The following is a 14,366-nucleotide window of genomic DNA, read 5'->3' as shown; positions in this document are numbered from 1 at the left end:
TATGGCGGTCTGGTTCTCCCGACTTGAGCGAAAACACGCTACCGGCCAGCGCATCCGTTACAGCTATCAATGTGGTGCTCCTCGGACGGCGGTGGCTATTCAACAGGCGATTGGTGCTTTAAAGGGTGTTCGTTCGGTACGGGTGAACTCGGCCATCCATATGCTGGTTGTTGAGTTTGAGCCTGAGCAAACCACAGTAGAACAACTGGGCGCTGCCATTTTGGCACTTAAGCCACCTGTTCGTACCCAGCATGCGCCTAAGGCAGAAACGGAGGATGCTTTGTTGGGTGGAGTGGCTTTAAGTGCAGCGACACTTTTAGCTACCCGTAGTATTCAACCTTCTTTACGCGCACCCTTAGCGCTGCTAACCGCGATACCGCTGTTTAGTGAGGCAACGGAAAACTTCATCAATAAAGGCATTACCTCCCATGTGTTAGAGGCTTTGGCCGTTGCTATCTCTATCGGACGTAAAGACTTTCTAGCGGCGAATACCACCTCGTTTTTACTGGCCTTGGGCGAGTATTTGGAGCATTCCATTGAGCGACGTTCGGATAATTTGCTCAAGCAACTGCTGCGCCCCGATACCGGAGAGGTTTGGGTTGAGCGCGATGGCCAAGAGGTGACTGTAGAAGCTCGCGATCTTCAAGTAGGTGATATCGTTATTGCATCGACGGGAAAAGTAATCCCCGTGGATGGCACGGTTTTGGGCGGTGAGGCTTTGGTCAATGAAGCGACCATGACCGGCGAAAGTGTGCCTGTTGTTCGCCGCCGCAAAAACCGTGTCTTGGCGGGAACCTTAGTCGAGGAAGGACGTATTCGGATTTATGCCGAGCAAGTGGGGAGCCACGCAGCGGCGGCTCGAATTGCCGATTTCGTCGAGCAATCGCTGGATGCTAAAAGCACTACGCAACTTCAGGCTGCTCAGTTAGCTGACCGTTTAGTGCCTATGGTGCTGGGATTAGCCGGAGTGACTTGGTTATTCTCCCGAGACTGGGAGCGAACCAGCGCGGTATTGCAAGCGGATTATTCCTGTGCGCTGAAGTTGGCTACGCCGGTAGCCTTCAAATCTGCCATGTATCAGGGAGGACAGGCGGGTATTCTGGTTAAGAGCGCAACGGCTTTAGAGCGTTTAGCCGCCGCTGATACCTTTGTGTTCGATAAGACCGGCACCTTAACCAGCGGCTTGTTGCAGGTCACGGACTCCATCACCTTTTCCACCCGCTACAGCTCAGAAGATTTGATCAATCTGGCTGCTTCTGTGGAGGAACATTATTTTCATCCGCTCGCGTTGGCTGTGGTGGAGGCGGCGAGACAGCTTAAGCATCATCAACATTTCAATCACAAAGAGGTGGAGTTCATTGTTGCCCACGGTGTGGCCAGCGTCATTGATGGTCAGCGTATTTTGGTGGGCTCACGGCATTTTATTGAGGATGATGAAGGCATCTCCACTAAAGCCCATGCTGAAGTGATTAATCGGCTAAATCAGGAAGGGAAAACGCTGCTGTACATCGGCTTTGGTGGCGAACTGATTGGTGTATTGGCTCTAAAAGACACCCAGCGTCCCAATGCAGCGGCAACTCTGAAGCGTTTACGCACCTTGGGCGTTAAGCGCCTCATCATGTTGACGGGCGATCATCCCGAGCGGGCTAAAGCCCTAGCCGAGGATTTGGGCTTGGATGATTTCAAAGCCGGTTTGTTGCCCCATGAAAAGGCCGGTGTGTTACAAGAACTTGCCGCTCAGGGGGCACAGATTGCTTTTATCGGCGATGGCGTTAATGATGCACCGGCCCTTTCAGGTGCTCAAGTGGGCATCTCCATGCATAATGGGGCAGATATTGCGCGTCTGGCTTCGGATGTCACCCTGCTGGAAGATGATCTTTCTTTGGTGGCTGAGGCCAGAGCCTTGGCTTTATCGACTCAGCGTTTGATAAACACCAATTTCAATCTGACTCTGGGATTGAATACCAGCATATTAACAGCGGCTGCTTTCGGATTATTAAAACCCGTTTCCGCCTCTATGCTGCATAATGGAACCACCATTGCCATCCTACTTAGGGCTTTGGTGGGAGCCGGATTGCCTCGGTACTCCAGAAAGACTAAAGAAATCGCCCATTAGAACTGTGAGGTTCCACTACATGAGCACGACATCCCAGACGTCGGGTTTTCCCCTAGCTATGGCTAGCGAAGATACCGCAGTGCGTATCATTTCCCTACAGGGAGGTGCTAGTTTAACCAAACGCCTGACTGAAATGGGTCTCAATGTGGGTAGTGAAATCTGGGTTCGCCAGCGCCAAGGAGCCGGTGGGCTGGTGATTTCGCGGGGAGAAACCCGTTTTGCCCTAGGTTTTGGTATGGCAAGTAAGATTCTGGTTTGTCCAGTGTGAAAATCACCGGGGCTTTTTGGTAGCCCATCCGTTGCAAGTGAGGAACACCAATGTTGAAAAACCTGTCGGTGGGTGATCGTGCCCGGGTTGTCGGTTTTAGTGAGGGCAGTAGTGCTTACCGGCGCAAACTTCTGTCTATGGGATTAACCCCGGGTGTTGAGCTGAGTGTAACCCGTGTCGCCCCTATGGGAGATCCGATTGAAATTAAAGTGCGTGGCTTTGCGCTTTCGTTACGCAAGGCAGAGGCTGAGGCCTTGACAGTGGAGCGGCTGTAATGACACGGCGTTATACTATAGGGCTTGTAGGCAATCCGAACTGTGGAAAAACCACCCTTTTTAATGCGCTGACCGGTTCAAAACAGCAAGTAGGTAATTGGCCCGGCGTAACCGTAGAGCGCAAAAGTGGCGAATACCACCGGGGTGATGTTTTAGTCGAAGTTATTGATCTACCCGGCACCTATTCATTAGATGTGGTGGAGCATGAGGTCTCTTTGGATGAGCGAGTCGCCCGCGACTATGTGCACGAAAATGAAGCAGACCTTATCGTCAACATCGTAGACGCAGCTAACCTAGAACGTAACCTGTATTTGACCACCCAGTTGTGTGAAATGCAGGTACCTCTACTAGTCGTAATGAATATGGTGGACGTGGCCGATGCCAAAGGCATGAAGGTCGAGCCTGCTCAGTTGTCGGCCCAGTTGGGCTGTCCGGTGGTTCCGATCGTGGCATCGGTAGGTAAAGGGATAGAGGATCTAAAAGGTTTTATTCAACAAGCCTTAGAACAGCCTGTACGTTCCAGCTTGACCATTACCTACGAAGACTCATTAGAACAAGCTGTCACCCAATTAGCGCCCAAACTTCCCACCGAAAAACTCTCCTCACGCTGGTTAGCGGTGCGTTTACTGGAGGGGGATGATCTGGCCCGTACAGTTGCCAGCGCAGAGGCTCAAGACTTAGCCATTAAGCTAAAAGCCGAATTAGGCGATGACTTGGATATTATGGTGGCCGATGCCCGTTACGGCTTTGCCAACCGTATGGCGGGTGCTACGGTAACTCACTCAGGGCGTGTGACTCGGGACATTTCTGATTTACTGGATCGTGTAGTTCTCAATCGGATATTGGGTATCCCGATTTTCTTCTTAATGATGTACCTAATGTTTATGTTCACCATCAATATTGGTGGGGCATTTATCGACTTTTTTGATCTAGCCGCAGCTGCTTTATTAGTAGATGGTTTTGGTGAGTTACTGACGGGGTTAGGTGCTCCCGATTGGCTAACCGCTTTGCTGGCACAGGGCATTGGCGGTGGTATTCAGGTTATTTTGACCTTTGTTCCTGTAATTGGCTTTTTGTATTTATTTTTGTCCATGCTAGAGGACTCGGGTTATATGGCCCGAGCTGCCTTTGTGATGGATCGTTTTATGCGCTGGGTCGGTTTGCCGGGGAAATCCTTTGTACCGCTGATTGTGGGCTTTGGATGTAACGTCCCAGCAGTTATGGCAACCCGAACTTTAGAGCATCGGCGCGATCGTTTAATGACGATTGCCATGACCCCCTTTATGTCCTGCGGTGCACGTCTGCCGGTTTATGTGCTCTTTGTGGCCGCGTTTTTCCCTGAGAGTGGGCAAAACATCATTTTCGGTCTGTATCTGATCGGTATTCTGATCGCCATTCTGACCGGTCTGGTGCTGAAGCAGACGCTGTTAGAGGGTGATGCCACTCCGTTCATCATGGAGTTACCGCCTTATCACCTCCCGACCTTGAAAGGGGTATTGATCCATACGTGGTCGCGCCTGAAGGGGTTCATCTTCCGTGCAGGGCGCGTCATTGTGCCGATGGTATTGGTGCTGAACGTATTAGGCTCCATTGGAACGGACGGCACCTTTGGTCATGAAGATACCGAAAGCTCCGTATTAGCAGCAACGGGGCGAGTACTGGCCCCAGCGTTTTCTCCTTTTGGCTTAGATGCTGAAAATTGGCCCGCAGCGGTGGGTATCTTTACCGGCATCTTGGCTAAAGAGGTAGTAGTGGGAACCCTGAGTGCTACCTACGGTGCTATGGCAGCTCAAGAGACTGGCAATGCGTCAGAGGAAACACCTTTTGCGTTAGGTGCTGCCTTAGCGGAGGCTTTTGCTACGATTCCTGCGAATTTAGTGGATGCTTTAGGGCATTGGGCTGATCCCCTAGGACTTACCGATGATCAGTCGGAAACCCTAGGCGATGAAGTGACTTCAGGCACCTTCGGGGCGATGGTAGAGCGTTTTGACGGTATGGCGGGGGCCTTTGCTTATCTGCTGTTTATCTTGCTTTACTTTCCCTGTACCGCAGCTACTGCGGCTATCTATCAGGAAGCCGGTGGACGTTGGACTGCTTTTGTGGCTGCTTGGACCACTGGGGTGGCTTATGGCTTGGCAACACTCTTTTATCAGATCGCTACCTGGGCCAAGCATCCCTTTAGCTCACTGTTGTGGACGTTAGGCATGTCAGCGGGCTTTGTATTAGCCTTTGTTATGCTTTGGTTTGCAGGGCATCGGGAAGCTCAAAATATTTTGAGCTTCAATAAAGTGAAAGGGGAAATCTAATGAGCATGCTTTCAGCGCTGAATGAGACCTTACGTCAACAAGGCCGAGCCAGTTTAGTGGATCTTGCCCATGCGCTGAACAGCACGCCCGAAGCCGTTGAGCCCATGTTGCAGCATCTGGAGCGTAAAGGCAGAGCCCGCAAGCTTCCAGAGGGTACAAGTTGTAATAAACCCTGTTGTAGCTGCAATCCAGCGACGTTAGTGATTTACGAGTGGGTAGATTCAGCACCCTAATTTAAAAAAGGCCGGAATTTCCGGCCTTTTTTAATGGGCGCAGCTTGTCGGTATAAAAATACATTGTTGGGCCGAATATCTAATTCCAATGTTAAGTTTGAGTTAAGGGAGGAGCATTAGCATAAAAAAACCGCCCTACAAGAGAGCGGCTTTGAGTGTTTCTAGTGCTAAAAAAGAATTTATATCAATGGCTTGGAGTGACAGACGAGTGATGGCTGATGATGTACCAGTCTTTGCCGTTCCATTGATAAGCGTAACTGTAGCGAGCGGCGACCTCTTGGGTTTTATCACCATCTTTTAGGGTGAAGGTGTAGTGCCCGGTATCCACAGCCGTGTTGCAGCTCACTTGGATTTGGCGGTGGTCGATTTTACCTACGGGTTTTTTAGCCAAAAAGTGCTCGAAATAATCCTTTTTCTCCGCCGGAGTTAGGCGTGCTTTACCGGATACAGTAGGTAATAAAATGGACTGTTCTGCATAGCGTTCTACAACAGTATCTGGGTTGCCTGTTTGTAGTGCCGCATTCCAGCGGTCAAACAGTTGGGCGATCTCTTCCTGAGAGGCTTGCTTGCATTGAGGCACAGTGTTTTGTTGGTTTGTTTCTGCGGATAGCTGTGCAGAAAAAACTAAGGAAAAACTGAGGCCAGTCAAAAGAGCTGCAAGTTGCTTCGATTTTTTCATGTCTTTCTCATGAGGAGGGCGTGTTTCTTGCTGATGCTATCGAGCCCACCTTCTTGCTACGAAGAATAATTCTTTTCAATTCTTTTCTGCTTAGTACATAAACTTATTCCCTATGCGAAAAAGCCCTATGCATAGGGCCTTTTCGTTATTCTAATGACATTTTTTTGAAATATTTTGTATGAAACTGGTTTTGGTGCCGTCCGTGTTGCACTGGTGTATCTGGATAGGGCAACCTTCAGTATCAAGGTGTACTTGGCCTATACCTGCTTGGTTCCATAATCGCCGCCCTGAGGGGGCTGAGTCTGGGGGGCATGGGTTTACTTCTAAACGTCTGCGCTTAGTAAACCAGTTGAGTGGCGAGCGGGGAGAGTAGAGCCAGCGGTTTAGATGATCGAAGCAGGCCAATAATCGGGTTGGGAATTCATTTTTGATTCCGCTGCTGGTCACTTGCCAAATATGCGGGCCTTCCAGATCACGCCGTCGGATCAGTACTTGGTATGTAAAAGAATAATGCACATCTCCAGAGAGGATCAGGTAATTAGCTGGGGTGCGTGAGTGGCAAAAAATGTTGAGCATCACCTTAGCGGCCCCAGAATGAGCCATCCAGTTTTCGGCATCAACCAGTAGGGGATAGCCTGCCCAGGTGAAAATCTTTTGTACCGCTTCAATCAGCTTGACCCCAAACATGGGAGCCGCGGAAATGATAATGGCGTTGGGTTGATCCAAGAGTTCATTTTGTAGTTCGCACAGGGCTTCCCAGTCCATCAGTCCGGAAGGGCGTGAAAGATAGTCGTCGTCGTGCCAACGTCGGGTGCGGGTATCTAAGACGATGATCGGAGGTTGAGTGGGAAGGCTGTAATGCCAGTGTTTAACCTTCAGTAAACGATCCACTAATTGATCCTGTGCGGACTGATTTAAATACCCATCTTGGGTAGAAAACAGTGTTTTGACGGCTTTAAGGTCTGATGTGAAGTGCTCAGGAGCATTACCCCAGCCTTGACACAGCAGATACCCCAGCAAGGCATTGCCCACAATTCGTCGGGAAAAGGCGTGTTGGTACGCCGTTTGTTCCCAACTGGCGGAAAGATTCCAATCATCAGTGACATCGTGGTCGTCAAAAATCATTAAGCAGGGAATATGTGCCAAGGCTCTAGCCACTTGAGGCAGGCCGGATACAAAACGCTGTATCTCTTGTTGTTCTTGTTGATATTGGTGCTGCAATTTTTTAGGTAATTGAGGGGGGCGTTGTGAAATCAATTGCCAAGGTATGGGAGACCATACCAGCAAGTACATGGCAATGACTTCGGCAAGGCTAATCAAGTGGTTATGGGCGTTAGCGGTGGTGAAAATAGGTTTGCGTACACCGCCGAAAAATCGCTCTCGGACTTCCTCGCTGGATTGATAAGCCGGTAGTAAATCTTCCCGCCGATAGTAGCTGGCCGGATGTTGGTACAGTGCTTGACTGGTATGGATGCAGGCACCCTCTAGATACTCATCGTATAAGCCCAGTACGGCGATTAATTCGTGAATGGCTGCCAGCAGAGGGCCTGCTACATCGTCGGCGTAAATTTGATCACCACTCATCATCAATAAAGCGGGGCGTGTTTGGGGATGGTGCTGGTGCTCAAATAAGATGCGGTCTACCTGAAGTAAGCCATCCCCACTGGGATGATGTGGTTTGCGGCAAGACCCGTGAAGCAGGTGATCGACGCGACTTCTAAGGCAAAAATTTGGGCGCTGTTGGCCGGGGTAAAGAAGATGAGGAGCCCATTGGGCGATGAGGCTATGAGGTTCTGAGTCAAGAATTTCTAAGTCGTATTCAATAACCTCATCCTGAGGTAAAGGACGCTCTAAGTGAACCTCAATTAGATGCAACCAAGCGTGCTGTCCCAGCGGAATTTGCTGGCAACGGTCAGTATCCAGCGTAAGCTGGTACTCCACGCGATCTTGAAAGTGTTGCTTGTAGCTAAGGTGTAATTGCAGGGAGAGGGGGCGACTGGCTAAAAGCCATAATACCAAGCGCTTCGGCTCTGAGCGTCTGAGTATGGGCCCAGCTAAAACTGGGGGAAGATCCTTGCATTCCTGTGTGGATGTATCAGAGCTCACAGGCGGCCTCGAATGCTGGTTATCCGTCATGGTGTCCTTAGTGTTGGATGTATTGATTTAAGGTAGGAATAAGGGATGTAGATTCGCTGGTAATCTGGATTAGGCAACTTTATCCCTTTGAATACTTTGAATTAAAATATAACTTTATATTTCACATTGGCGTGAGTCTGTTACATGCGCTCTCAAATATCCGTTGTCTTTGGCAGTCTACTGGTTGGGCTGCTGATGGTGGTTCGAATCTCTGATGTACAGGCTCAAAGCATACCCCCTTCCGTAGAGCTGGCCTCGGTCAGTGCTTTGGTGGTGGATCTGGCCAGCGGGCGAGAGGTTTTTTCCAGTTACCCTGATGTCGTGCTACCCATTGCGTCCATTACTAAGCTGATGACAGCCATGGTGGTACTGGATGCTCAGTTACCGATGAATCAGCAACTCCCGGTACAAATCAAGGACACTCAGGAGTTAAAGGGGGTGTTTTCCCGCGTTAGGGTAAACAGTGAAGTAACTCGGCTGGAAATGCTGCGTTTGGCCTTGATGTCTTCAGAGAATCGGGCAGCTTCCAGTTTGGCCCACCATTATCCGGGAGGACATAAAGCGTTTGTGGCGGCTATGAATGCTAAGGCAAGGGCGCTGGGTATGCGCAAAAGTCGTTTCGTTGAGCCTACGGGGTTGTCTGCTAAAAATACCTCGACGGCCCGCGATTTAGTGTCGATGTTGAGGGCAGCACGCCAATATCCACTGATTCGTGAGCTTAGTACCACGGTAACGGATGACGTACATTTCCGCTCCCCTAATTACAGCCAGAGTTTTTTCAACACCAATCCTTTGGTGCGTAATGGTGATTGGCAAATTCAAGTAAGCAAAACAGGATTTACCGATGATGCCGGTCATTGTCTGGTGATGGTTGCTGAGATAGGGCGTAGCCCCATGGCCATTGTGTTGTTGGACTCTTTAGGGAAGTCCAGTCGTTTTGCCGATGCGAACCGCTTAAGACGTTGGGTAGAAACAGGGAAAATTTCGACTCTAAGCCCCGAGTTACGCAGCTACCGTCAACAAAAGCTGAAGCGTTTGTACCCTATGACCGCTCGACGGGTCAGTGAGCGCTAAGGGGTTACATGGGCTGGGAGGGAACATCAGTCCGATCGCGTTTTTTTTGGTACATAGCTTGATCTGCGTACCGGCAAAGATCGAGCTCGTTGCAGCCATGCTCAGGATACAATGCAATACCGATACTGCATGAAGTCTTTAACACATGGCCTTGGAGAAAAAAGGGCGTCGCCAAGGTTAAGTGGAGTTTTTGCGCGGTTTGATGGGCTTTTTGCTCATCTTCAACTTCAGTAAGCAGGATGACGAATTCATCACCGCCGATGCGGGACAGAGTGTCCGGGGCGATGAGGCAGTTTTGCATGCGTTTGGCTGCTTCTTTTAAAAGCAGGTCGCCTATCTCGTGTCCATAGTTGTCGTTAATGGGCTTAAAGTGATTGAAGTCGAGAAACAGAACGGCCAGCGCATGTTGCCTTTGATGGGCTTGGGTTAAGGCTTGCTGTAAATGTTCGCTAAAAAACGCTCGGTTGGGTAAGCCGGTTAATTGATCATGGCGTGCCATATGACGAAGTTGAGCCTCTATATGGCGACGCTCGGTGATGTTACGGGTGATACAGAGTAGACCAACGGGTTGGCCTGTCTGGTTGAACATATTAGAGCAGGTGGTCTCTGTCCAAATACTATTACCATCTTGGCAGATTTGCCGTAATTCCAGACGCAGATTATCGCCGCCTTGACCTGCATTCAGTTGGGCTAAGGCTTGGTTTAGCATTATCCGGCTTGGGCTTTGGGGATCGGAGCAGAGTAGAAGGTCAAGCTGCTGTTGCAATGCCTCAGTGGCTGTGTAGCCGCGCAGTTTTAAAATTGAAGGGCTGACGTAAGTACAGTGGCCCGCTAGGTTCAGCGTCCAAATAACGTCTCCCGCATTGTCGGCTACCAGTCGGTAGCGTTCTTCGCTTAAACGTAATGCGCGTTCAGCCTCAATACTGTGCTCTAAGCTGCTTTTTAACTGACGATTGATGTTCCAAGTGTAGAGTGCCAAGCCATAGGCTAAAAGGGCCAAGGGGGTGCCAAGGTAAATCCAAGTAGGATCGGGGGATAGGATTTTCGATTCGTAGAGGAAGCCGTCCAAATCAAAATTTTGGGGCAGTAGGCCTAAATCAGCATAAACTTGGGCTATGTGTTGCCAGCGACCTGCATGCATGTAGCCTAAACCAATCAACTCAGATTGCAGTAAAAAGCCCATTTGGAAGGCTTGGTAGCGGTAAAAATCAAGGCTGTGTTCTTGAGTGTATTTATCCTGAATCAGTTGTGCTATCTCTTCAGGATGCTGCAACGCGTATTGCCAACCCTTTAAGCTGGCCTCACGAAAGGCGTGTACCCGATCTGGGTAGTTATGCAATTCATGTTCGCTGGTAAATAGGTTATCCCCATAAAAGTCAATTCCGCTGGCTCTGGGGGTGTAGATTTGTATGGGTAAACCCGCTTGAGTGAGGTAATAGGGCTCGTGGCTGATGTAGGCTGAGATAGCATCGGTATGCCCCTCCACCAAGTCTGTGGTATTAAAACTGTGGGGAAGCACTGTTAACTGCTCGGGTGAAATCCCAGATAAGCGCAGATAAGCCAATAGCTCATCCGCATGGGGTTCCAGCATCAAGCGTTTGCCTGCCAACGAATGGATGGATTGGTTGGCTGAGTCTTGGCGACTGATCAGCACCAAGGGCGAGTGTTGAAAAATAACGGCTAAAGCGACAACGGGCTTTCCGGCATGACGGGATAACAGCAAGCTACTAGAGCCCACTCCGTATTGGGCTTTATTGCTGATTACCTGTTCGACAGGATCAGTATTTTGGTTGGGATAGGCTTCTAGGATTTCTACATCCAGCCCTAGCTGTCGATAAAATCCTAATTCTTTAGCGGCGTAGTAGCCTGCAAATTGAAACGAGTGTGTCCATTTCAGTTGCAGGCTAACCCGTCCTAGCTCCAGCGGTGGCTCTACGGCCCAAACTAGGGGCGAGTGGCTGAGCAACATCAAAAGGATGTAGTAATAGTAAGCGGATCGGCAGAGCCAAAGTGGGCATTTCTTCAAAGTATGTCCTTTGATAGGGCCGTAGTATTGAATTTTTACCCGAAAATATGCCTTGATGCATGAAGATAAGGGAGTTTTTTCTGAGTTTGCCAGAATATTTTTAGCGTCGGCGGGCAGAAATAAGCCGTATCGGATCGCGGGGGATATTTTGCAGTTGAATGCTGCGCCGCTCCGTAGGCGCTTGGGCAATTTGGTCTACTACGGTCATACCGCGCACTACACGTCCGAACACGGCATAACCTGGGCCACGTGGGCCTTGGTCGAGAAAGTTGTTGTCCCGATGATTGATGAAAAACTGGCTAGTGGCCGAGTCCGCTGCCTGAGTGCGCGCCATCGCTACCGTGCCTCGCACGTTATGCAAACCATTGTTGGCTTCGTTTTTGATCGGTGCGCTGGGAGTTTTTAGTTCTAGTTGTTCGTTATAGCCGCCTCCTTGCACCATAAATCCGGGAATCACACGGTGAAATAGGGTGTTATCGTAAAAGCCGCTATCTACATACTGAAGGAAGTTTTTGACGCTGATGGGCGCTCGTTTTGCGTCCAGTTCAATCTCAATTTCCCCTAAGTCGGTTTTTAGGATGACGTGTGGATTTGGGGATTCTGCCCATAATTGAGTACTGAGTAATAAGCTGCACAGGCTAATAAAAAGGGTTTTGAGCATGACCAAGAGTGTATCTCCACGAACCTAACGGCTGAGATAAGAAGGAGCTTTGGGACTTAAAGTTCCAAATTTTTATCGGATGGTTTATAGCCAGCATTGGCCTATTTTACCCGAATCTAGCCCCTTCAGAGGCATCAGCTTAAGGCTGGCTGAGTGAATGCTAGGGTGTCTTCCCCAGACAGGTTAAGCTATGCCACCTTGCGTCCTATCCTGTTTGAGGTGTTCCCTTGTTCACTGCCTTTGCCTTACACGAACGTCTGCTCAAAGCGCTGGCGGAGTTGAATTTAACCGAGCCCACACCCGTTCAACAGGCTGCTATTCCCCTCGTATTGGCAGGAAAGGATGTGCGAGCCACAGCACGTACTGGCAGTGGTAAAACGGCGGCTTTTTTACTACCCACTCTGCAACGACTGCTAGAAAATCCAACAAAAGACACTGATGTACGGGTTCTGATTTTGCTTCCGACTCGTGAATTGGCACGTCAAACCCTCGTCGAGGTTGAGCGCTTTGCACGCTACACCTTTTTGAAGGCTACCCTAGTGACAGGTGGTGAAGACTTCAAAGTACAAGCGGCTCAACTGCGTAAAGTGCCCGATATTCTGATTGGAACACCGGGCCGCTTGCTGGAGCATCTGGAGGCCGGACACTTGGTATTGCGTGATGTGACCACGCTGGTGCTGGACGAAGCCGATCGTATGCTGGATATGGGCTTGGGCGAGTCGGTATTGCGCTTAGTGGCTGAGTGTCCTGCTGAGCGGCAAACCCTCTTGTTTTCTGCTACAACCGGCGGAGCCGCGCTGCGTGAAGTGGCGCTCAAAGTGCTTAAAGAGCCACAACATTTAATGTTGAACTCCGTCAGTGAGCTGAGTGAGCAACTGCGGCAAGAAATCATTACCGCTGATGATCCTGCACATAAAGAAGAATTGGTCTTTTGGTTGTTGGCCCATGAGACTTATCAGCGTGCCATCATCTTTACCAATACCCGTGTCCAAGCTGATCGTTTATATGGACATCTAGTGGCGCGTGACTTAAAGGCCTTTGTACTGCACGGTGAAAAGGATCAAAAAGACCGCAAGCAAGCCTTGGAGCGCTTTCGGCAAGGCAGTTCTAAGGTACTGGTGGCCACCGATGTGGCGGCGCGTGGTTTAGATATTGATGGCCTAGATTTAGTGATTAACTTTGATATGCCCCACTCGGGGGATGAGTATGTGCATCGAGTGGGACGTACAGGGCGTGCCGGTGCGGAAGGCTTGGCTATTTCCCTCATTTGCCATAACGATTGGAATCTAATGTCCAGTATTGAGCGCTATTTAAAGCAGCGTTTTGAACAGCGGCTAATTCCCGGACTCAAAGGCCACTATCGTGGGCCGAAAAACCTTAAAGCCTCAGGAAAGGCGGTAGGCAGTAAAAAGAAAAAACCAGACACTAAAAAAGCCTCCACAGGCAAGTCGGTGGCCAAAAAAACGCGCCCAGCCAAGCCATTAGCCAGTCAGGACGGTATGGCTCCTTTAAAACGCCGTAAGCCAACCCCTGAGTCAAATTAGTTAACGGGGTTAAGAGCTCTTTCAGTCTGTTGTTGGGTCTCGTACTGTAGGAGCTTCATAAAACGCTGCACTAAGGGAGACTGCTCATCTCGGCGGCGTACCAGACAGATGGCCGTTGTCGCTCCGGCATCCTGTAAGGGGCGACATACCACCCCGTCAATGTGCATGCGCCCGAAGGATGAAGGCAGTACCGTAACACCAAGTCCTGTAGCAACTAAGCCAATCAAGGTCATAGCCTCACTGGCTTCTTGTACGATGTGTGGAACAAAGCCTACGGCCCGACTCAAGTTTTGGAGTTGATCATAGAGCCCTGTACCGTAGGTGCGTGGAAAGAATACAAAGGATTCCCCAGCCAGCATGGATAGGGATATCGGCCCTGTGTATTGGGCTAAAAGGTGTCCTGTAGGTAAGAGAGCGCTCAGGGGCTCACTAAACAGCTCCAAGGTTTCCAGCTCATCAGAAAGATCACCCAGTGGGCGGAGCAACCCCACATGCAATTGGCGTTCGTAGACCGCTTGGGCCACGTTGCGGCTGCAAAACTCGCGTAGTTCTAAATGTACTTCTGGGCAGGCTCTGCGAAAGGCCAAAATGGCTCGTGGAATGGTGGGGGTGAAAGGCGCAGAAGAAGTAAAGCCCACTCTGAGTTCACCTAATTCTCCACGTTGAGCGCGCTGAGCTACCCCAATGGCCTGATTCAGTTGGGTTAATACTTGGCGTGCTTCAGGCAAGAATAATTGACCGGCTCGGCTGAGGCTGACTTTGCGGTTGGTGCGTTCAAATAGGGTAACGCCAAGTTCCTCTTCTAAAGCCTGTATTTGTTGGCTCAAAGGCGGTTGAGAAATCCCCAATTGAATAGCCGCACGGCCAAAATGCAGGGTTTCAGCAACAGCGATGAAGTAACGCAAATGCCGTAACTCCACGTTTATTCGCTCCTATTGGGTAATAATCTGTTTTACCTATTAAATAAGATGAATAATATATTGGAAAGAATAATAAAGCCTCCCTATGCTGCCCTCAAAGCATCAGGGGCTGCGGCAAAATGCCTCGT

Annotated in this window: 12 protein-coding genes; 7 read left to right on the top strand and 5 right to left on the bottom strand. The window is 49.9% G+C overall.

All coding sequences use genetic code 11. The features are described 5' to 3' along the window. Position 1 precedes the first annotated feature (1 nt). The 5 genes from LX59_RS14575 to LX59_RS14555 are packed head-to-tail and all read left to right on the top strand — an operon-like array spanning position 2 to position 5,198. Entirely contained in the window at positions 2–2,116 is a 2,115-nt protein-coding gene (locus LX59_RS14575; protein ID WP_144573183.1) for a heavy metal translocating P-type ATPase, read from the top strand. 19 nt (positions 2,117–2,135) lie between these two features. Next, on the top strand, positions 2,136–2,384 hold the full coding sequence (locus LX59_RS14570; RefSeq protein ID WP_144573181.1) for a FeoA family protein: 249 nt from the start codon (positions 2,136–2,138) through the stop codon (positions 2,382–2,384). 50 nt (positions 2,385–2,434) lie between these two features. Then, a complete protein-coding gene (locus LX59_RS14565) occupies positions 2,435–2,659 on the top strand; it encodes a FeoA family protein (RefSeq protein WP_144573179.1) in 225 nt (74 codons plus the stop codon). Then, a complete protein-coding gene (feoB, locus tag LX59_RS14560; RefSeq protein ID WP_144573177.1) occupies positions 2,659–4,965 on the top strand; it encodes a Fe(2+) transporter permease subunit FeoB in 2,307 nt (768 codons plus the stop codon). Before LX59_RS14565 ends, feoB begins: the two co-directional genes overlap by 1 nt. Next, positions 4,965–5,198 (top strand): FeoC-like transcriptional regulator, encoded by a 234-nt coding sequence (locus LX59_RS14555; RefSeq protein ID WP_246118778.1) that lies wholly within the window; start codon positions 4,965–4,967, stop codon positions 5,196–5,198. The genes feoB and LX59_RS14555 overlap by 1 nt, the downstream gene beginning before the upstream one ends. Before the next feature lie 184 nt (positions 5,199–5,382). On the opposite strand, the gene LX59_RS14550 is transcribed toward LX59_RS14555, so the two are convergent. After that, on the bottom strand, positions 5,383–5,877 hold the full coding sequence (locus tag LX59_RS14550) for an SgcJ/EcaC family oxidoreductase (RefSeq protein ID WP_144573175.1): 495 nt from the start codon (positions 5,875–5,877) through the stop codon (positions 5,383–5,385). A 150-nt stretch (positions 5,878–6,027) separates the two neighbouring features. After that, positions 6,028–8,013 carry a metallophosphoesterase family protein gene (locus tag LX59_RS14545; RefSeq protein WP_246118777.1) on the bottom strand — a complete coding sequence of 662 codons (1,986 nt, stop codon included), beginning with the start codon at positions 8,011–8,013 and terminating at the stop codon, positions 6,028–6,030. Between the two features lie 144 nt (positions 8,014–8,157). Here LX59_RS14545 and pbpG point away from each other — a divergent pair, with 144 nt between their 5' ends. Further along, positions 8,158–9,087 carry a D-alanyl-D-alanine endopeptidase gene (pbpG, locus tag LX59_RS14540; RefSeq protein ID WP_144573171.1) on the top strand — a complete coding sequence of 310 codons (930 nt, stop codon included), beginning with the start codon at positions 8,158–8,160 and terminating at the stop codon, positions 9,085–9,087. Between the two features lie 4 nt (positions 9,088–9,091). Here pbpG and LX59_RS14535 read toward each other — a convergent pair whose 3' ends face one another. Both LX59_RS14535 and LX59_RS14530 read right to left on the bottom strand, forming a co-directional pair. Further along, positions 9,092–11,056 carry a diguanylate cyclase domain-containing protein gene (locus LX59_RS14535; RefSeq protein WP_144573169.1) on the bottom strand — a complete coding sequence of 655 codons (1,965 nt, stop codon included), beginning with the start codon at positions 11,054–11,056 and terminating at the stop codon, positions 9,092–9,094. Positions 11,057–11,213: 157 nt separating this feature from the next. Next, complete coding sequence (locus LX59_RS14530; protein WP_144573167.1) at positions 11,214–11,774, bottom strand: peptidylprolyl isomerase; 561 nt, start codon at positions 11,772–11,774, stop codon at positions 11,214–11,216. Between the two features lie 227 nt (positions 11,775–12,001). Here LX59_RS14530 and LX59_RS14525 point away from each other — a divergent pair, with 227 nt between their 5' ends. Continuing rightward, positions 12,002–13,318, top strand: a complete 1,317-nt coding sequence (locus LX59_RS14525) for a DEAD/DEAH box helicase (RefSeq protein ID WP_144573165.1) — start codon at positions 12,002–12,004, stop codon at positions 13,316–13,318. Here LX59_RS14525 and LX59_RS14520 read toward each other — a convergent pair. Next, positions 13,315–14,238, bottom strand: coding sequence for a LysR family transcriptional regulator (locus tag LX59_RS14520; protein WP_144573163.1), 924 nt, complete (start codon positions 14,236–14,238; stop codon positions 13,315–13,317). The two genes, LX59_RS14525 and LX59_RS14520, sit on opposite strands and share 4 nt — an antisense overlap. Positions 14,239–14,366 lie beyond the last annotated feature (128 nt).

The sequence above is a fragment of the Azomonas agilis genome, assembly GCF_007830255.1.
GTDB lineage: Bacteria > Pseudomonadota > Gammaproteobacteria > Pseudomonadales > Pseudomonadaceae > Azomonas > Azomonas agilis.
Note: the sequence above shows the minus strand (reverse complement) of the source record. Positions and strands in the feature narration are given on the sequence as shown.